This window comes from Winogradskyella maritima (assembly GCF_042650215.1).
GTDB classification, from domain to species: domain Bacteria; phylum Bacteroidota; class Bacteroidia; order Flavobacteriales; family Flavobacteriaceae; genus Winogradskyella; species Winogradskyella maritima.
The window spans coordinates 1-20,075 of the sequence record NZ_JBHSAT010000020.1 but is presented as its reverse complement, the minus strand read 5'-3'; the positions used below and the strand labels follow the sequence as shown (position 1 = coordinate 20,075).

General features: G+C 38.0%; 17 protein-coding genes. 13 read left to right on the top strand and 4 right to left on the bottom strand.

Annotated features, from left to right (window positions below; translation table 11 throughout):
* Positions 1 to 12 precede the first annotated feature (12 nt).
* The 3 genes from ACFOSX_RS11275 to ACFOSX_RS11265 are packed head-to-tail and all read left to right on the top strand — an operon-like array spanning position 13 to position 2,596.
* On the top strand, positions 13 to 1,068 hold the full coding sequence (locus ACFOSX_RS11275) for a quinone-dependent dihydroorotate dehydrogenase (protein ID WP_386100932.1): 1,056 nt from the start codon (positions 13 to 15) through the stop codon (positions 1,066 to 1,068).
* Position 1,069: 1 nt separating this feature from the next.
* Complete coding sequence (locus tag ACFOSX_RS11270; protein ID WP_386100929.1) at positions 1,070 to 1,690, top strand: LysE family translocator; 621 nt, start codon at positions 1,070 to 1,072, stop codon at positions 1,688 to 1,690.
* Between the two features lie 42 nt (positions 1,691 to 1,732).
* Entirely contained in the window at positions 1,733 to 2,596 is an 864-nt protein-coding gene (locus tag ACFOSX_RS11265; RefSeq protein ID WP_386100926.1) for a hydroxymethylglutaryl-CoA lyase, read from the top strand.
* A 56-nt stretch (positions 2,597 to 2,652) separates the two neighbouring features.
* Here ACFOSX_RS11265 and ACFOSX_RS11260 read toward each other — a convergent pair whose 3' ends face one another.
* Entirely contained in the window at positions 2,653 to 4,875 is a 2,223-nt protein-coding gene (locus ACFOSX_RS11260; RefSeq protein WP_386100923.1) for a TonB-dependent receptor family protein, read from the bottom strand.
* A 225-nt stretch (positions 4,876 to 5,100) separates the two neighbouring features.
* Between ACFOSX_RS11260 and guaB the strand changes: the two genes are divergently transcribed.
* Together guaB and ACFOSX_RS11250 are read left to right on the top strand one after the other, a co-directional pair.
* On the top strand, positions 5,101 to 6,570 hold the full coding sequence (guaB, locus tag ACFOSX_RS11255; protein WP_386100920.1) for an IMP dehydrogenase: 1,470 nt from the start codon (positions 5,101 to 5,103) through the stop codon (positions 6,568 to 6,570).
* Positions 6,571 to 6,603: 33 nt separating this feature from the next.
* Entirely contained in the window at positions 6,604 to 7,755 is a 1,152-nt protein-coding gene (locus ACFOSX_RS11250; protein ID WP_386100917.1) for a lycopene cyclase family protein, read from the top strand.
* Here the strand turns inward: ACFOSX_RS11250 and ACFOSX_RS11245 are convergent.
* The 3 genes from ACFOSX_RS11245 to ACFOSX_RS11235 form a co-directional block, all read right to left on the bottom strand.
* Positions 7,752 to 7,988, bottom strand: coding sequence for a hypothetical protein (locus tag ACFOSX_RS11245; protein ID WP_386100914.1), 237 nt, complete (start codon positions 7,986 to 7,988; stop codon positions 7,752 to 7,754). The genes ACFOSX_RS11250 and ACFOSX_RS11245 overlap by 4 nt on opposite strands.
* On the bottom strand, positions 7,981 to 8,436 hold the full coding sequence (locus ACFOSX_RS11240) for an SRPBCC family protein (RefSeq protein WP_386100911.1): 456 nt from the start codon (positions 8,434 to 8,436) through the stop codon (positions 7,981 to 7,983). The genes ACFOSX_RS11245 and ACFOSX_RS11240 overlap by 8 nt, the downstream gene beginning before the upstream one ends.
* A gap of 71 nt (positions 8,437 to 8,507) precedes the next feature.
* Positions 8,508 to 9,248 carry a hypothetical protein gene (locus ACFOSX_RS11235; protein ID WP_386100908.1) on the bottom strand — a complete coding sequence of 247 codons (741 nt, stop codon included), beginning with the start codon at positions 9,246 to 9,248 and terminating at the stop codon, positions 8,508 to 8,510.
* Between the two features lie 216 nt (positions 9,249 to 9,464).
* Between ACFOSX_RS11235 and ACFOSX_RS11230 the strand changes: the two genes are divergently transcribed.
* The 8 genes from ACFOSX_RS11230 (at position 9,465) to ACFOSX_RS11195 (ending at position 19,981) form a co-directional block, all read left to right on the top strand.
* Positions 9,465 to 11,411, top strand: a complete 1,947-nt coding sequence (locus tag ACFOSX_RS11230) for a peptidylprolyl isomerase (protein ID WP_386100905.1) — start codon at positions 9,465 to 9,467, stop codon at positions 11,409 to 11,411.
* A 3-nt stretch (positions 11,412 to 11,414) separates the two neighbouring features.
* A complete protein-coding gene (locus ACFOSX_RS11225) occupies positions 11,415 to 12,266 on the top strand; it encodes a peptidyl-prolyl cis-trans isomerase (protein WP_386100902.1) in 852 nt (283 codons plus the stop codon).
* On the top strand, positions 12,250 to 13,674 hold the full coding sequence (locus tag ACFOSX_RS11220; protein ID WP_386100899.1) for a peptidylprolyl isomerase: 1,425 nt from the start codon (positions 12,250 to 12,252) through the stop codon (positions 13,672 to 13,674). The genes ACFOSX_RS11225 and ACFOSX_RS11220 overlap by 17 nt, the downstream gene beginning before the upstream one ends.
* A gap of 3 nt (positions 13,675 to 13,677) precedes the next feature.
* Complete coding sequence (locus ACFOSX_RS11215; protein WP_386100896.1) at positions 13,678 to 14,631, top strand: AAA family ATPase; 954 nt, start codon at positions 13,678 to 13,680, stop codon at positions 14,629 to 14,631.
* A 30-nt stretch (positions 14,632 to 14,661) separates the two neighbouring features.
* Complete coding sequence (locus ACFOSX_RS11210; protein ID WP_386100893.1) at positions 14,662 to 15,762, top strand: acyltransferase family protein; 1,101 nt, start codon at positions 14,662 to 14,664, stop codon at positions 15,760 to 15,762.
* 192 nt (positions 15,763 to 15,954) lie between these two features.
* Complete coding sequence (locus ACFOSX_RS11205) at positions 15,955 to 18,225, top strand: aconitate hydratase (RefSeq protein WP_386100890.1); 2,271 nt, start codon at positions 15,955 to 15,957, stop codon at positions 18,223 to 18,225.
* A 238-nt stretch (positions 18,226 to 18,463) separates the two neighbouring features.
* Complete coding sequence (locus ACFOSX_RS11200; RefSeq protein ID WP_386100888.1) at positions 18,464 to 18,868, top strand: hypothetical protein; 405 nt, start codon at positions 18,464 to 18,466, stop codon at positions 18,866 to 18,868.
* A gap of 531 nt (positions 18,869 to 19,399) precedes the next feature.
* Positions 19,400 to 19,981, top strand: coding sequence for a 2OG-Fe(II) oxygenase (locus ACFOSX_RS11195; RefSeq protein WP_386100886.1), 582 nt, complete (start codon positions 19,400 to 19,402; stop codon positions 19,979 to 19,981).
* Positions 19,982 to 20,075 lie beyond the last annotated feature (94 nt).

Here is a 20,075-nt window from a genome sequence, read left to right as displayed (position 1 = left end):
AAAACACAACGCATGTACAAGTCACTCATACGACCCCTTCTTTTTTGCTTCGACCCCGAAAACGTACATCATTTTACCTTTGCCCTCATCAAATTCTTGTCAAAAATCCCTGGAGTTCCTTCGATTTTCAGAAGCCTGTATGTAATTCAAGATGTGCGATTGGAACGAGAGCTTTTCGGATTGACATTTAAAAACCCAGTCGGGTTGGCGGCCGGATTCGATAAAAATGCAGTCTTGTATAATGAATTGGCCAACTTCGGATTTGGTTTTATAGAAATCGGAACAGTCACGCCAAAAGGCCAGATTGGCAATCCTAAGAAACGTTTATTCAGATTGAAGGATGACAAAGGGATTATCAACCGGATGGGTTTTAATAACGAAGGGCTTGAAGCAGCGATTGCACAGCTAAAAACTAATAAAGGTAAAGTCATCATCGGGGGAAACATTGGGAAAAACACCCAAACCCAACCTGAAGATTACACCAATGATTATTTAGAATGTTTTGAGGCTTTACATCCGTATGTGGACTATTTTGTACTGAATGTCAGTTGCCCAAATGTGAATAGCCACGCTAAGCTTAACGATAAGGATTATTTATTGGAATTGATTGCAACAGTGCAAGATGCAAATGTCCGTCTGTCAGGTCGAGCGGTCCCGAAGCGTCGGGAGAGACCTATATTGCTAAAAATAGCACCAGACCTAAACGACGGCCAACTTCAAGAAATCATAGATCTAGTCAACGAAACGCAACTCGATGGCGTCATTGCCAGCAACACCTCAACCGATAGAGCTGGTTTAAAAGCTTCGGACGAACGTTTAAAAGACATTGGAAATGGTGGATTAAGTGGTCAGCCGATTAAAACTAAATCGACACGTGTCATTAAATTCTTGGCGGAAAAAAGTAATAAAGCATTCCCGATTATTGGTGTTGGCGGTATTCACTCTGCTGAAGATGCCTTGGAAAAATTGGACGCTGGCGCGGATTTAGTACAAGTTTACACGGGCTTTATTTACGAAGGGCCACGATTGATAAAATCCATTAACAAGGCTATTTTAAAGCGCGCTTAAAGTGGATTATCAAACCCTCTTCTTATTTGTAACCGCAACCGCCGCCTTGGCCATATCTCCCGGACCGGATAATATTTACGTCCTAGTGCAAAGTTTAACCAATGGCGTTAAATATGGAATTGCTACCGTAGCTGGATTGATTACAGGGTGCATTATTCATACCTCTTTGTTGGCTTTTGGTTTGTCCACAATTATAGCTGAGAACGATACCGTCTTCTTTATCATAAAACTATTTGGAGCCTTGTATTTACTGTTCTTGGCATACAAGGTATTTCGAAGTGATGCACGTTTAAATATCGACGCCTCTGGTGCACCCAAAAAATCACCAAAGCAATTGTTTGTCCAAGGCTTTTTTATGAATGTCCTCAACCCTAAAGTCACTATTTTCTTTTTGGCTTTTTTTCCAGGATTTTTGTTCAGTGAAACTCTAAGCACGGTTTGGCAGTTTTATATTCTTGGAGGTATTTTCATGTTGGTGAGCTTCTTTATTTTCTCGTTGATTGCTCTTTTGGCGGGTAGCATAAAGGATAAATTATTGGGAAGTAATAATGCGGCATTAATTTTAAAATGGCTACAGATTGTCGTATTTATTGGCATAGCGGTATTTATTTTATTGCCCTAAGACCGCTATGATATAGACGACTTTAGTTTTATATTTGAAGAAATGAAAGCACCCGTAAAGATTATTGAATGTCCAAGGGATGCCATGCAAGGCATTAGAGATTTTATTCCTACGGAACAAAAGGTGCAGTATATTCAATCTTTGCTTCGGGTTGGATTTGATACCATTGACTTTGGAAGTTTTGTCTCGCCAAAAGCCATTCCGCAGATGGTGGATACTGCTGCTGTGCTAGCAGAGCTCGATTTAAGCAAAACCACTAGTAAACTTTTGGCGATCATTGCCAATACGCGAGGTGCCAACGATGCTGTGCAACATTCTGAAATTGATTATTTAGGTTTTCCATTCTCGATTTCGGAGAATTTTCAGATGCGTAACACCCACAAAACCATTGCGCAATCCGTTATTACCTTATCGCAAATTTTGGAATTGGCCGATAAGAACAACAAAGAAGTTGTGGTCTACATTTCCATGGGATTTGGAAATCCGTATGGTGATCCTTGGAATGTCGATATTGTAGGCGAGTGGACCGAACGCTTGGCGAAAATGGGTGTAAAGATTTTGTCGCTTAGCGATACCATTGGAAGTTCTGATCCGGAGAACATTGATTATCTATTTTCGAACTTAATCCCGAAGTATCCCAATATTGAATTCGGGGCGCATTTGCATACAACACCTTCTTCGTGGTTCGAAAAAGTAGATGCCGCCTACAAAGCAGGATGCCGTCGATTTGATGGTGCCATACAAGGTTTTGGCGGTTGCCCCATGGCCAAAGACGAATTAACAGGTAATATGCCTACTGAAAAAGTACTGTCTTATCTCACACAAAAGAAAGCACACGATCTTAATGCCATGAGTTTCGAAAGCGCTTATAATGAAGCCACAAAAATCTTCAGCAAATACCATTAAAAAAGCGCCCATTTCTGGACGCTTTTCGTTTTTCAATTTTAAATAATGTTCAGATTTTAAAATCTAAATTCAAATCCTGCTGATGCTCCAAAAGGGTGCCCTGGTCGTAAACCTGCTGGTACGCGAGACACCGCATAGGCTTCATCAAATAAGTTAATAACGCGACCCGTTAAGCTCCAGCTTTTTGAGATATGGTATTTCCCTGAAAAATCTACAATAAAATTAGAATCTACACGCTCATCATCTGGAATATCCCCAGAGCCAGCTAATGTTCTAAACTCACCGTTGTAGCGTCCGTTCAGATTCAAACTGAATTTTTCATGCTCCAATGAAATGGCGGTATTAAACTGATGTTTTGCTATGTAAGGCAACTCGTCGCCAGCAGTCACTTCCCCCCAAAGGTCATCGTTGGAGCCAAAGCTATTCAAGAACTCTGTATCTGTTAAGGTGTATCCGAAGGTAATCGGTAATTTGAATTTTTGTGAGTTTGGCAATAATTCATAGTTGAATAAAACTTCTAAACCTTTCACAGCAACTTCACCAGCGTTGAACTGTTCTAGGGAACCTGTACCGCCAGTTGCGGCCAAATCACTACCTAGAAGATTGCTGTAGTCGTTGTAGTAAGCAACGACCTCACCACGCAATTGACCAATCATAAAACGTGTTCCGATTTCGTAATTGATGCTTTCTTCTGCTTTCTGCCCTGGCTGATTGCTCGGAGGTGAAAAACCCTTGTGTATACCACCAAATACAGAGGCATCATTAGAAAACTTGTAGTTAAATCCTATCCCAGGAATAAAGATATCAATGCTGTTTTCTCTTACAGACACATCACCAGCTGGCTCACGATCAAAATTATCTCCAAAGTTTTCACGTTCTAGTTTTACAGATTCGTAACGCAATCCTGGGGTGAACGTCCAGTTGTCAAATTTGATTTTATACATTGTAAAAGCCGAAAATGCCTTTGCACTACTGATTCTATTGCCTTGGGCTCCACGTGGACCATCAAGTGTTTTTGCCATTTCGCCGTCGATTAAACTAAATTCATCTTCCCATTGAAAACGGTCTTCCTCGTCATAATGATAACGCGCACCAATTTCAAGATCATGAAATACAGAGCCACCAGACCAGTGATAATCGAACTTAGTTTGAATACCTTGCGCCAAATATTCTCTGTTGTTGGCTTTAACTAAAAGTGCATCGTTTGCACCAGTATTGACATCACCTCTAAGGATGGCAAAATGATCTGGAAACGCTTCCGGATTAGAAATAACATTGGCAATACCCTGCTTATCGTCATTAAAGGTTACGTCATCTAACTTATACCAGTTACGCTTAAAATTGTTGTTGTAAGCCGTTGTAGTTAAACGCATGCTAGGCGCAAAGTCAATATTATGGGTTAGCATAAATTGAAGGTGATCCGCATTCATTTGGTCTTCCTGTGACGAAGCATATCTCGAAAATGGACTTGATGCAAAATCATCTTCGGTTAATCCCAAGTACGTTTCGTTAGAGACTTCGTCAGAATATTGAAATTTCAATTCTAATGATTGTGGTGTTTTTGCTTCTGCCTTGCTGGCAAATCCTACTTTGGCCAATACTTCATTTCTGTCAAATCCTGTATTACTGTCATCTGGCAGGTTTTTGAATCCGTTGGAATTGTAATTCAAATACTCAACCACATAGCCAAATTGCCCTTTGGTATCTCCGATACGGGCTAAGAGTTGTGCGGTATCAAAAGACCCATATTGTGCTCTTACTTCGCCATTAAATGTTTTTGGAACTTGTGCGGAAACAAAATTGATAGCTCCGCCAGTAGTAAACGGACCATATTGTACTTGACTACTTCCTTTTAAGATTTCAACAGCTTGCATACGGGCAACACTAGGAAAATAATAGGCCGAAGGCGCACTATAAGGCGCAGGGGCAATTAAAACGCCATCCTCCATTAAAGAGATCTTAGCGCTACGCTCTGGAGACGTACCTCGTAAGCTAATGTTTGGACGTAGACCAAAGCCATCTTCCTCATAGAAGTTAACACCAGGAACGCTATTCAACACACGATTGATGTTGGTGTAGTTGAATCGTTTTAATTCTTTAGGTGATACGTAATAGGAAGAACCTGTGCGGTTTCTGGCAACATATTTACTTCCAAAGATGGTGTTGGCATTGATGAGAACTTCATCTAATTTCTGTATAGAATCGTTTGCTTTTTTGGTCTCTTGTGCGCTAGCTATTAAACCTAAGAATGCTACGCCTGAAAGCAGTATTTTTTTCATTTATTTAGACTGATTAAAAATAAGATTTGGTTTTCAGTCGGCAAATTTATAACCAATATGAACTTTAAACAAGTTTATTTAGAATAAATAAAAATAAGATGTGTTAAAATTCTTCTTTCGATTTAAGACGAATATTTAACCCTTTGAATTTCAGTTTCTGAGAGATTTTCGCCTCAATATGATTAGAAATAGTCTATATTTGCATGCAATTATATTTTAATTGCGATGACTGCACATAACGATAAGATTCTAGGAGAAGGTTTAACCTATGATGACGTTCTTTTAGTTCCGGCTTTTTCGGAAGTTCTTCCACGAGAAGTCAATATTCAAACAAAGTTTACGAGAAACATTACCATTAATATCCCTGTGGTTTCAGCTGCTATGGATACGGTAACCGAAAGTCAGATGGCTATCGCCATGGCACGTGAAGGTGGCATTGGTGTACTTCACAAAAATATGACTATTGAGGCACAGGCCATGAAGGTTCGTAAAGTAAAACGTGCGGAAAGCGGTATGATTATCGACCCTGTTACCTTGCCGATGGACGCCAAAGTTAGTGATGCTAAAAACGCTATGCGCGAGCATAGTATTGGTGGTATTCCAATAGTGGATGACAAAGGATTACTAAAAGGTATTGTCACTAATCGTGATTTACGATTTGAACATGAGAACGATCGACCAATAGTTGAAGTGATGACTACTGAAAACTTGGTAACGGCTCCAGAAGGAACGTCTTTAAAAGACGCTGAAAAAATCCTACAGAAAAATAAAATTGAAAAGCTCCTCATTGTCGACGGTGATCGCTTGGCAGGGTTAATTACATTTAGAGACATTACTAAAGTCACTCAAAAGCCAATTGCTAACAAAGATCATTACGGTCGATTACGAGTTGCGGCGGCTTTAGGCGTTACAGGCGATGCAGTAGAACGCGCAGAAGCTTTGGTCAAAGCAGGTGTTGATGCTGTTGTTATTGATACGGCACATGGGCATACCAAAGGTGTAGTTTCGGTATTGAAAGATATCAAATCCCAATTCCCAGATTTAGACGTTATCGTCGGAAATATTGCTACAGGAGAAGCAGCAAAATATTTAGTTGATGCTGGTGCCGATGCTGTTAAAGTCGGTATTGGACCAGGTTCCATTTGTACAACGCGTGTTGTTGCTGGTGTGGGATTCCCACAGTTTTCAGCGGTATTGGAAGTTGCAGCAGCCATTAAAGGTTCTGGTGTACCAGTGATTGCAGATGGTGGTATTCGTTATACAGGTGATATTCCTAAGGCTATTGCAGCAGGTGCGGACACAGTAATGTTAGGCTCATTGTTGGCTGGAACAAAGGAAAGTCCAGGCGAAACGATTATATATGAAGGACGAAAGTTTAAATCGTATCGTGGCATGGGTTCTGTTGAAGCCATGAAACAAGGCAGTAAAGATCGATATTTTCAAGATGTGGAGGACGATATCAAAAAGCTGGTACCTGAAGGTATTGTAGGTCGTGTTCCATACAAAGGTGAACTATACGAAAGTATCCATCAGTTCGTAGGTGGACTGAGAGCAGGTATGGGTTATTGTGGCGCAAAGGATATTAATACCTTAAAGGAAACAGGACGCTTCGTGAAAATCACGAGCTCTGGTATCCATGAAAGTCATCCTCACGATGTTACCATTACCAAAGAAGCTCCAAATTATTCGAGATAATTCAACGTCTTTTCATCGTATATTCGTAATGCTATGACTTTAAAGATTAGGCAATACGATTATATTATTCTTGGTGCAGGCGCATCCGGCTTAATGATGGCCTATCGCATGGCGAAAGACCCTTTTTTTGATGAATCTTCCATCTTAATCATAGATAAGGAAAAAGATAAGGGCAACGACCGAACCTGGTCATTTTGGGAAGAGGGGCAAGGCGAATGGGACGATTGTGTCATAAAGGCGTGGTCTAAAATTTACTTCGGAAGTTCATATTTTTCCAAAACGTTTAAAGGTGATAATTACAATTACAAAACGATTCGAAGTTCAGACTTTTATTCAAAAATTTGGGATGTTCTTCAAACAAAAACCAATATCGAATTTTTACAATCTGAAGTAGTTTCTATTCAAGATCTTGAAGATAAGGTCGAGGTTCAGTTGTCGACATCAACTGTAAACGCCAAGCGTGTTTTGAATAGTCTTATGCTGTCTTCAAACTATAAGAATCAAGACAAATATCCATTGCTCAATCAGCATTTTTTGGGATGGTTCATAAAAACCAAAACACCGCAGTTTGATGATAGCGTAGCCACTTTTATGGATTTTGATTTGCCCCAAAATGGCAACACGCGCTTTATGTATGTTTTACCTTTTGCTAAAGATTACGCTTTGTTTGAATACACGCTTTTTTCTGAAGATATTCTGGACATATCCGAATATGAATCTTCAATCAAAGATTACCTAAAAATGAAAGGTATTGACGATTACGATATTATTGAAACTGAGTTCGGGATTATACCAATGACTTCATACAAATTCAATAAGGAAAATACGGAAAATGTGATACATATTGGTACGGCTGGCGGTTGGACTAAGGCGAGTACTGGCTTTACCTTTATGAAATCTTGGCGACAATCTTCGGAATTAACTGAATTTTTGAAAACAAGAAAATCCTTCAAATCGTTTCACAAACGGTCGAAATTTTGGTTTTACGATTTAATATTTTTGGATGTTCTGTATGCCGATAATGCTTTTGGGTCACGATTGTTTTCAAGTTTATTTCAAAAGACATCCTTAAAAAGCGTATTCCGATTTTTAGATGAGCAATCGCATTTTTCAGAAGACCTAAAAATCATTGCAGCTGTGCCACCAAATCGTTTTATAAGAGCTTTTTTTAAGCGCTTGTTTTAGTCAGAATACACTTGTCCACGATGCGGTTTTAGTAGATCTCTTACCTTTGGCATATCACTTTCGTCCACGACCATATATGCCAAGCTGTGCATCTCACCGAACTTTTCTACACCAGTAACAGTGACTTCAAGCTTTTCAAGATTTATGTACTCTTTTAGGTGAACAAGATGGTGTTCCGCCGTTTTTTCAGAAGCAGGTCCTCTAAAATCCCAAATGAGCTTAAGTTTACGCATTAGCTACTGAAGTTCCATTCTCCACAAAATTCTTAAAATTGGTCATAAAAACCATGGACTGTTTTTTAAAAGCGCCTGGCATGGCCACGAGCATAAGCCTCATAAAAAAAGAGGTGGGTAAGAATTCATTTTTAGATATCCATTTTGTAAACCCTTCAGGTGTGGATTCAAAGGTGTTTTCTTGGTGATTATGCATTCCTTTAGTAGAATAAGTGGCATGAAATTCTTTTGGAAAATTACGCTTTGTTACGGTTTCAATCAATTCCATTTTTCGACCATCCATATCATATTCCAACTTCATTTTAGAGCCGAGTTCTCCAGGTGTTCCTGAGATATGCTCTGCTTTAACTAAGCCTTTCTGCCAATGTTTAAGATTATCACGTGAATCTAGCTTTTCAATGACATAGTCTAGATTTTGTTCAATTATTATTTCAGATGAATACTTCATGTAGTTAAAGATACTAAGGCTTCATAAAAAAAGCGCCTAAAAAGGCGCTTTTGTGTTATAAAAAAGTATGATTACTGCGTAATTACCTTTAAAGTCTTTCTTATACCAAGATCAGTATATACTTGCAAAATCACAATCTGTTGGCTTGGAAGATCCAATTGTAGTTGTGTATTTGAAGATACCGTAGCTTCTGTACGAACCAACTCACGACCATTTAAATCATAAGCAGATATGTTAACTGAACCTTGGTAATTGGCAATATTTAAGCTGTTGTTGAAATACTTAACATCAAAGGTATTGGCAATGGCGTTAGGTGTTCCTAAAGTCATACCACGCAATTCTGCGTCAACCAAATCGATATAAAGCTCAACTGTTTCGTTATTACCACCGTCTGCATTCGCATTTTGAAACTTAAGATTTACACCATAAACCTCAGTACCATCGGCAACGTTAGTAAATAATTCTGACAAGTTTATAAAACCCGTGTAGGTGTTTGCAGGTGTATTTGCGTTAGAATCAATAATGCCCAATTCTAATTGGTTAGCTAGATCCGTTTGCATTGGGGCGCCATCAAAGGTTCCGTTTTCAGTATCTAATCCTGCAAACATGTAAATTTCAGTAAATCCTTGGGTAAAGAAATTATTGACGATATCTAAGTCTTTAAGGCCAATAATAATTCCATCATTAACGGTTGCCGCACCAGAAGTTACTGTTTCGGTGGCGCCGTCATAGTTGTCAAACAATAAAAACTCTTGCGCCGTAATAGCAGAACAGAACAAAAGTGAAAAAAATGTAGTGTAAATTTTCCTCATAAGTAATAGGTTTAAGTTTAGAGCCTAAATGTAAGTTGGCTATAAAAGCTGGCAAACTTTTTTAGACACAGAACAACATATCCTCGACGAAGGACTTATTTTTAGCATTTTATATTATTTTTGATCCCAATGCGTTATGAAAAAACCGTGTCATTTTTGGCCTTGGCTCAAAGTTTGTGATTATTTAAATCAATTAAAAAAAAACCATAAGTACTTATGAACAAAACTATAAACAGTTTTTTATTTTTATTGTTTTTATTGACTTCATTATCAGGCGTGTCCCAATCCTCAGACACCATTTTATTAACCGTAGAAAAGGACGATATTTCAGTAGAGGAATTCTTACGTGTTTATAAAAAGAATTTAGATTTAGTTCAAGACGAATCGCAAAAAAGCATTGATGGTTATCTGGATTTATTTATCAACTACCAACTCAAGCTTCAAGAAGCGAAACAATTGGGTTTAGATAAATCCCCAACTTACCTTAAGGATTACGAGAAATACAAGGAGCAACTTATCAACAGTTATGTAAAAGAGCACGAGGTGACCTCCCAATTGGTTAAGGAAGCCTATAACCGTATGAAATATGATGTCAATGCCGTTCATATTTTAGTTAAATCTAGCGCAACAGGTCAAGATACATTAGCGATTTACAACCAATTGTTGGACTATAGAAAACAACTAGATGATGAAGGATTTGAAGCCACCAAAGCTAAACTGCATAACGGCCAAACCATTTTTGTAGAAGACTTAGGTTATTTTTCATCATTTAAAATGGTTTATGATTTTGAGTCCGCAGCTTATAATACACCTGTCGGTACCATTTCTATGCCATTCAAGACGAGTTTTGGGTACCACGTGGTTAAGGTTTTGGATAAAAAACCCTCAAGAGGGACTGTCACTGCGGCACATATTATGGTATTGCATAAGCAGAAGGACTCTACTGTAAATGCTGAATCTCGTATTAAAGATATTTATGCTAAAATAGAAGCAGGTGAATCCTTTGAAGCTTTGGCCAAACAGTTTTCCGATGATAAAGGCTCAGCTCGGAATGGTGGAAAATTGTCACCCTTCAAAAGTGGCCAACTTAATTCTACGGTATTTGAAGATACGGCTTTCGGCTTGGCGAATGTCGGCGATATTTCAAAACCGATCCAAACCCAAAATGGTTGGCACATTGTAAAGCTACTTAACAAAAAACAAGTACCAGAATTTGAAGATGCCAAGCCAGGTTTGGAAGCACAGATAAAGAGAGATTCTAGATCTAAATTAATCAATAGTGCCATGGCTTCAAAATTAATGGAGCGCTATACTGTGAATCTTAATCCGAATGCGCAAACTTATCTATCCACTATTATAAACGATGATTTCTTTTCAGGAAAATTTGTTTTGCCTGAAACGTTTAAGGGTGAAGACTATGTTTTGAAAATCAATGATTCGGTGTATTCAAATTCCGATTTTATAAAACATTTGCAAGGTGCTCGACGTAAATATATGAGAAAGCAAGTTCCTACTAAGCAAATGCTAAGTGATGAATTGACCCTATTTAAAGAGAACAGCTTGCTGGATTATAGAAAGAAAAATTTAGAGTTTGAAGACAAAGAATTCGCAAGTATCCTAAAGGAATATAGAGATGGCTTATTGCTTTTTGACCTTATGGAGAAGGAAATCTGGAATAAAGCTTCAAAGGATACTTTGGGATTAAAAGCTTTTTATGAGGCTAACGCTTCAAATTACACATATAAGGATAGGGTTAAAGTGCAAATGGCCTCTACAAAGGATAAGGCTTTGGCTGAACGTATTCATAGCTTTAGAGCACAAGGAAAATCCAAAGAGGAAATAAAAACGCTTTTGGATGCTTCAGGAAAAGCAGTACTTTTTACAAACGGCGTGTTTGCCAGAGATGACACAAAATTCCCACAGGATCTTCAGTTCAACTTGGGATTATCGCCAATTTATAAGCATAATGAAAACTATCATAGTTTAAATGTTTTAGAGGTTTTGCCTTCAGGAATAAAACCGTTTAATGAAACCAAAGGCGCAGTCATTAATGATTACCAAACGCAATTGGAAGCCAACTGGATTGACGCACTAAAGGAAAAATATAAAGTTAAAGTGAACGAAGAGGCACTAGAAGCCTTGAAAAAACGACTAAATCAATAAATAGTGCGAAAACGTGTCATTATAATCATATTGATCAGTCTTTTGGGATATGTTTCCTGTAAAAAAGACGATAGGAGCGAAGGCGCAATAGCTCGTGTGGGCGATAATTATTTATATACTGAAGACGTTCAAAATTTATTACCAGCCAATGTGTCCGACGATGATAGCGTTCAAATTGTCACCAGTTATATCAATAAGTGGGCGAGTAATCTCTTGTTGTTAGATAATGCCAAGCTGAATCTTGAAGAAGACAAGCAAGCACGGTTTGAGCAGTTGGTCAATCAGTACAAAGTAGATCTGTATACCAAATCGTACTTAGAAGCTTTGGTGAAAAAGAACATAGACACAGCCGTTAATGCTTCAGAAACCGAAGCATATTTTGAAGCCAATAAAGAAAGCTTTAAACTTAACGATGAATTATTGCGCTTGCGTTATATCAGTTTACCTCAAAATGCAGTAAACCTTTCTGATCTAAAAACACGCTTTCAGCGCTTTAATAGCGAGGATAAAAAAGTTCTAGATTCCATATCCACACAGTTTAGGGCCTACTCCTTAAATGATTCCATTTGGGTAAGGGCAAGTCAGGTGATAGAGAAGGTTCCGGCTTTAGATACAGGAGATAAAGATCAACTGTTAAAAAAATCTAATTTTATACAGCTCAAAGATTCATTAAACCTATATTTGATGCAGATTAATGACGTGCTCCTTCGCAATGACTATGCACCACTTGAGTACGTAAAACCATCCATAAAACAGATTGTAATAAACAAACGTAAACTAGAGCTGATCAAGCAGTTAGAAAATGATATTAGAACAGATGCAATTAAAAACAAACAATTTGAAGTCTTTAATTAAAACGATGGTTTTCGCCCTAATGGCGATTGGTTTTCAAATTTTACAGGCACAGGAAATTATAAATGATGAAGAGAAAAAGGTAGAGGTAAAGACACCTGTTAAATTAGGTAATAGAATAAAAGCAGATGGTGTTGCAGCAGTTGTTGGTGATTATATCATCTTAGATTCAGATTTAGACCGTCGTATTGATCAACTCGAAGTGCAAGGCGCCGACCTTTCTGAGGTTACAAGATGTCAGCTTTTTGGAAGTCTTTTAGAAGAAAAATTATATGCTCATCAAGCAATTCAAGATAGTATCATTGTCAATGAGTTGCAGATGCGTTCTCAGACTGAACAGCAAATTCAGTCGTTTTTAGCGCAACCTAATGTTGATGGGATCGAAGATTTACTGGAAATTTTCAAAAAAGATAATGAAGCAGATTTACGTGAGGAGATGTACGAAATCAATAAAAACAGAGCGTTGTCGTCTCAAATGCGTGAAAAGATCATTGCTGATATAGAAATCACTCCTGAAGAAGTTCGTCAGTTTTATAATGAATTAAAGGAAGACGGATTGCCAACTTTTGGTACCGAGCTAAACGTCGCCAACATTGTTATCATTCCTGAAGTAACCGAAGAAGCCAAGCAAGATGCCGTAGACCGTTTAAAGGAAATGCGAACCGATATTTTAGAGAATGGCGCCAGTTTCAATACAAAAGCCTTATTCTATTCAATGGATGGCTCAAAAAATAACGGTGGTAAACTTGGGGTTATGAACCGTAAAAACCCACGTATGGTAAAGGAATTTAGGGATGTTGTGTTTTCTATGCAAGAAGGTGATATTTCTGAACCATTTGAAACAGATTTCGGGTACCACATTGTGTGGCTAGAAGCCATTAGAGGTCAGGATTACGAAGTTCGTCATATCTTATTGCGTCCAGAATTATCTCAAGAAGCTATTCAAAAAGCGAAAGATGAGATTGATGAAGTTCGCCAAAAATTAATAGAAGGCAAAATTACCTTTGCTGAGGCGGCAAGAGAGTTTAGTGATGAAGAAGAAACGAAGTTTGAAGGTGGTAAACTCACCAATCCACTGACTCAAGATTTTAATTTTGAGTTAACCAAGATGGAACCTGAAATCTATGCACAAATACAAGATTTGGAAGACGGTGAAATCAGTGAGGTTCTGGAGGATGGCGACCGCTTAAACCCTTTTAAATTCAAGTTAGTTACAGTAACCAATAGAATTGATGAGCACGAAGCTGATTTCTCTAGAGATTACTTAAAAATAAAACGATTGGCACTTCAGAGTAAGCATTTTGATGCCGTTGGCGAATGGCAAGAGGAAACCATTATGTCTACCTATATTAAAATTAATGGAGAATACAGATCTTGCGAATTCACAAGTAACTGGCTTAAAAACGAATAGTCTATGTCTGATGTGTCTCTCATCGAAAATTTTGTAAAAAAATACGCGTCTTTAAAATCTGAAATTGCCAAGGTTATCGTTGGTCAAGAAGAGGTTATCGACCAAATACTTATCTCTATATTTTCAGGAGGGCACTCGTTATTGATTGGTGTTCCTGGCTTGGCAAAAACCTTAATGGTCAATACCATCGCACAGGCTTTGGGCTTGAATTTTAAGCGTATTCAGTTTACGCCAGATTTGATGCCGAGTGATATTCTGGGGAGTGAGATTTTAGATGAAAACCGACAGTTTAAATTTATAAAAGGCCCGATTTTCGCCAACATCATCTTGGCGGATGAGATTAACAGAACACCACCAAAAACGCAGGCCGCCTTGTTGGAGGCGATGCAAGAACGTGCAGTCACTGTTGCCGGACATCAATATAAATTGGCCTTACCTTATTTTGTATTGGCTACGCAAAACCCTATTGAACAAGAAGGAACCTATCCTTTGCCAGAAGCGCAGTTAGACCGTTTTATGTTCGCCATAAATCTAGAATATCCTAGCTTTGATGAAGAAGTTGATGTTGTAAAATCAACAACTGGTGATTTGCAACAAACGGTAAATGCCTTATTTACAGCCCAAGAAATTATTGACTATCAACAGGTAATTAGACGTATTCCTGTACCGGAAAATGTTATTGAATATGCGGTGACTATGGTAGGAAGAACGCGTCCGAATACAGATGCGGCGGCAGAATTAGTTCAGGAGTTTGTGGATTGGGGTGCAGGTCCTAGAGCTTCGCAAAACCTAATTATGGCGGCTAAAACACATGCAGCTGTAAATGGGAAGTTCTCTCCAGACATTGAAGATGTGCAAGCCGTTGCGACGTCCATTCTACGTCACAGAATCATTAAGAATTACAAGGCCGACGCAGAAAACATTTCCGATCAACAAATCATCAAAAGCTTATTTTAAGCAATCCGTCCAGAATCTTACATTTGTAAGGTGACGACTTTAACCCAGCGCAATTTCGGATTAGATGTAATAAGAGCCATTGCCATTCTTTTGGTGTTGCTTTCGCATTGTACCTATCTTTTGCCTAATCAAGACGGTCTTATTATTGAGGGGATTCGGTTAATGGGCGCCATTGGCGTTGATCTCTTTTTTATTTTAAGTGGTTTTCTTATTGGAGGCATTCTACTTCGGAAGTTTGAAAATAATCAAATCTCAATGAAGCATTTGGTTCACTTTTGGAAACGACGTTGGTTACGAACACTCCCAAATTATGTGGTCATTTTCATTCTGAATATTTTGGTCTTCTATTGGTTTGAAGGGTATATAATGCCCAAAGCACCATCTTATGCCTTATTTCTTCAGAATTTTGCCTGGCCTCATCCCGATTTCTTTACAGAGGCTTGGAGTCTGTCCATTGAAGAATATGCGTATTTGTTATTGCCTTTGCTGTTATTTGGAGCATCCAAATTGTTTAAGAAAACCGATAAATCGAAGACCTTTTTAAATCTAACGATACTGTCTATTGTATTGCTTTTCGGACTGAAAGTGCTGTATTATTTGAATGCTTCAGTTGAAGATTATAAAACATGGAGCGCCACTTTTAGAAAAGTTGTTATCTACAGATTGGATGCCATATATTTTGGTTTTTTATTGGTTTACTTGTATTCGAGACTAAACTGGTTTACGACTCAGAAAAGGTTATTATTTTTAGTAGGTCTATCATCATTCATGGGAATACATGCCTTAATCTTTGGGTTCAATCTTCTCCCGAATACACATTTGGCATTTTACGTCTTCGTTTACCTTACGGTAGTTGTACTCAGTTTGGGGCTTTGTTTCCCTTATTGTATGTCGCTTTCAGGATATGGAATCTTAAAGAAAATAGTGACCTACATCAGTATACGCTCTTATGCCCTATACCTCGTCAATTACTCTTTAGTGTTGTTGAGTTTGCAACGTTATGTTGAAAATTCGTGGGGCGTTATCATTATTTTTCTAGTGCTGTCATTCGTTCTTTCTGAAATACTTTATAGAAGCATTGAACGTCCATTCTTGAAAATTCGAAAGACTTTAGTCCCTAGATTATCATAAGCTGTCCATTCGTGATTTACCAATTTCGTAATTTGACATCTTCTTTTCTATCAATCCTTCAATATTCTCTTTCAAATATTCACTAGTGCTGAATATAATTCAAAGAAAAATAGATATCGTTGCATATTTTCAAAAATCCTAGATAATTCGTAATTTTGCAAGACTTAAAATTCAACCTTTTAAAACTAAAATATGGCATTCGACATTGATATGATAAAAAAGGTGTATTCCAGTATGGCAGAGCGTGTAGACGCGGCCAGAGACATCGTTGGAAAACCTTTAACCCTTTCAGAAAAAATATTATACTCACACCTTTGGGATGGAAAACCAACTAAGGCTTTTTCAAGAGGAAAAGACTATGTGGATTTTGCCCCTGATAGAGTAGCTTGCCAGGACGCAACGGCGCAGATGGCCTTGTTGCAATTCATGCAAGCCGGAAAGCCAAAAGTCGCTGTGCCAACCACGGTACATTGTGACCATTTAATACAGGCAAAATCTGGCGCTGTAGCTGATTTAAAGCACGCCAACGAAACCAGTAGTGAAGTCTTTAACTTCTTGGAGTCCGTCTCTAATAAATACGGTATCGGGTTCTGGAAACCAGGTGCGGGAATTATTCACCAAGTGGTATTGGAAAATTATGCCTTCCCTGGCGGGATGATGATCGGTACGGATTCACATACCGTGAATGCAGGCGGTCTTGGTATGGTAGCTATCGGTGTTGGTGGAGCAGATGCTGTAGACGTAATGGCAGGAATGCCTTGGGAACTTAAATTCCCAAAATTAATCGGTGTGCGCTTAACCGGAAAACTATCAGGATGGACCGCACCAAAAGACGTGATTCTTAAAGTGGCGGAAATCCTTACCGTAAAAGGCGGTACAGGTGCCATTGTTGAATATTTTGGGCCAGGCGCTTTATCCATGTCTTGTACTGGTAAAGGTACTATTTGTAATATGGGTGCGGAGATTGGAGCTACGACGTCAACCTTTGGGTATGACGACTCTATGTCGCGCTACCTAAGAGCGACGGAACGTGCTGATGTTGCCGATGCTGCAGACCAAATAAAAGAGTACTTAACGGCAGATCCCGAGGTCTATGCCAATCCTGAAAACTATTTCGATCAGGTAATTGATATCAATCTCGATGAGTTGAAGCCATTATTGAACGGACCTTTTACGCCAGACTTGTCGACCTCTGTTGGAACTGATATGACCAAAAAAGCCACAGAAAACGAATGGCCATTACAAGTAGAATGGGGATTGATAGGGTCTTGTACCAACTCATCATACGAAGATTTATCGAGAGCCTCATCCATTGCACAACAAGCCTTAGACAAAGGCTTAAAGATGAAGTCGGAATTAGGGATTAATCCAGGTTCTGAGCAAGTCCGTTTTACGGCTGAGCGCGATGGAATTTTACAGGTGTTTGAAGAATTGGACGCTAAGATATTTACCAATGCCTGTGGGCCGTGTATCGGTCAGTGGGCGAGATATAGCGACCCAAAGAATGCACCAAAGAACAGTATTGTACATTCCTTTAATAGAAACTTCGCTAAGCGCGCGGATGGAAACCCAAATACACACGCTTTTGTTGCCTCTCCAGAATTAACTGCAGCCATTGCCATCGCCGGCCGATTGGATTTTAATCCAATGACCGATGCGTTGATTAATGAAGACGGCCAAGAAGTGCGCTTTGAAGAGCCAACAGGATGGGAATTGCCACCAAAAGGTTTTGAAGTCGAAGAGAACGGTTATTTAGCACCAGTTGCTGACGGAAGCGGCGTAGAAGTAAAGGTTGCCACAGATTCTGAGCGTTTGGAATTATTGACGCCTTTTACACCTTTAGGTAGAGATATTAAAGGTGCTAAGCTATTGATTAAAGCCTTTGGAAAATGTACCACTGACCATATCTCTATGGCAGGACCGTGGCTACGTTTCCGTGGACATTTAGATAACATTGCCAACAATACCTTAATTGGTGCGGTAAACGCTTTTAACAAAAAGACCAACTTTGTAAAGAACCAGTTTACTGGGGATTACGGTGGTGTGCCAGATGTGCAACGTGCCTATAAAAAAGAAGGTGTACTTTCAGTTGTTGTGGGTGACCATAACTATGGTGAAGGTTCGTCTAGAGAACATGCAGCCATGCAACCAAGACATTTAGGTGTTGCAGCGGTTATTGTAAAATCCTTTGCACGTATCCACGAAACCAACTTGAAAAAACAAGGGATGCTAGGCTTGACTTTTGCAAATGAGTCCGACTATGACTTAATACAAGAGGACGACACCTTCAACTTCTTGGATTTAGACCAGTTTGCACCAGACAAGCAATTAACGATTGAAGTTGTGCATGCTGATGGCTCTAAGGACGTGATTAAATTGAACCACACCTATAACCATGCACAGATAGAATGGTTTGATGAAGGTTCTGCATTGAATTTAATTAAGAAGCAGAACGCTAAATAAAGAAATAAACTAAATCTATAAAAAGCTGAACGACGGGTTGAAGGACTTGTGGTTTGGCTTTTTTTTTACAAACTATATCAGTAGGTGTTTGTTGTCGTTTACAACTATTTGTTTTCGTTTGGAAGCGAATATATATCTGTTAACTAAAGGTTTGATTCAATTTATATAGTATTTGGGATATTGCGTATATTTATGAGTTGTACACCATTTGAGAAAAACTTCGTCGGACAATAATACTATGGATTTAAAAACTCAAAAAGCGGAATTGAAAAGCATAAATTGGGACGGAATAAAATCTGAACTGAATAAGTTGGACGGAATTGAAAACGGATATTTGACTTTAGAAAATGATAATGGCGATTATATTCAATGTGCTGGGAATAAAAGTATGCTGACAGTGGAATATCGACTGAATTCAAAACCTAATTTCAAACATTATGTTCTCGGAAAAGGGAAAGATAAAAGTCCTATGAAAGTGAGTTGGATTGCTCTACAAAATAATGTCGGACCAATTATGGTTCATAAAGAAGAGGTGTTAAATTTAAAAGATGCGGAATTGATTTTTAAAGAATTTTATGAAAATCAAACAATTCCAACAGAATTGAATAAACGAAACGTGACTAAACTACACTTGGAAAAATAAAATTTCGTAAACTAAACAGATTGGAAAATAGAGCTGAATGAAGAAATTGAATATCATAATGACTATAATTTGTCTAATTCTAATTTTAGTGAATTTATATATTCATTATGACATAAGCGAATATAAAAGTAATACGCCTAATTATGGTTCTGCAAATTCAGGAATTGGTGTTGCAATGATTTTTATGATGTCTTGGACTATAAATTCAATCATTTCAGGAATACTATTTTTAATAACAATAATAGCGGGACTTAAGACAAAAAAAATTACAAATATATTTACGTTACTGACAATTGGGTTAATAATACTAACCTTTTGCATTCCATTCCTGTTAGTTGGAATATTTGATTAAAAAAAAGAAAAAAACGGTGTACAACACAGTATAAAATTAATTGCTAGTGCAAGCCTACTTACGAAAATCCTCGCGGATTTTCTATTCAGTTTGTATTTGCTAAATTAGGTGCTTAAAACACGCAACTAATCTTATACAAAACCGTTGTGCTTCATTAAAAACCAAACTAATAGAATAATATGAAAGTTCAGCATTTAACAGATTCTATATGGATAATTGAAAATTTCCTAACTCAAACTGAATGTGATGAACTGATTATCTTTAGCGAACAAAAAGGATACGAAGAAGCGACAGTTAGCTTAAAATCTGGCGCAAAAATGATGAAAGGAGTTCGAAATAATTATCGATTAATCCATTCTGACCCAAATTTAGCAGAGAAATATTGGAAGAAATTAAATCAATTTTGTCCAAAGAAAATTGAAGACAATAATGCTGTTGGACTAAATGAACAATTTAGATTTTATAAATATGAATCTGAACAAAGGTTTAAAAAACATATTGACGGACGTTTTAAAAGAAATGAACTTGAAGAAAGCCGAATAACTTTTATGATTTACCTAAATGACGACTATATTGGAGGAGAAACTAAATTTAATGACGTAACTATTAATCCAAAAACTGGAACTGCATTATGTTTTATCCACGAACAAAAACACGAAGGAGCACCAGTTAGCGAAGGAGAAAAATTTGTATTAAGATCAGATATTATGTATCGAAAAATAACGAACGCACAACAAAGTACTGTGGTAGAAAACAAGTAAAATCCCATTAATTTTTCACTAAAGTACTTCTGTAACTATCGTCGTATATCAGTCCTGATTTTGCTATGGCAAAGGCCTGTTTTAACAACTTATT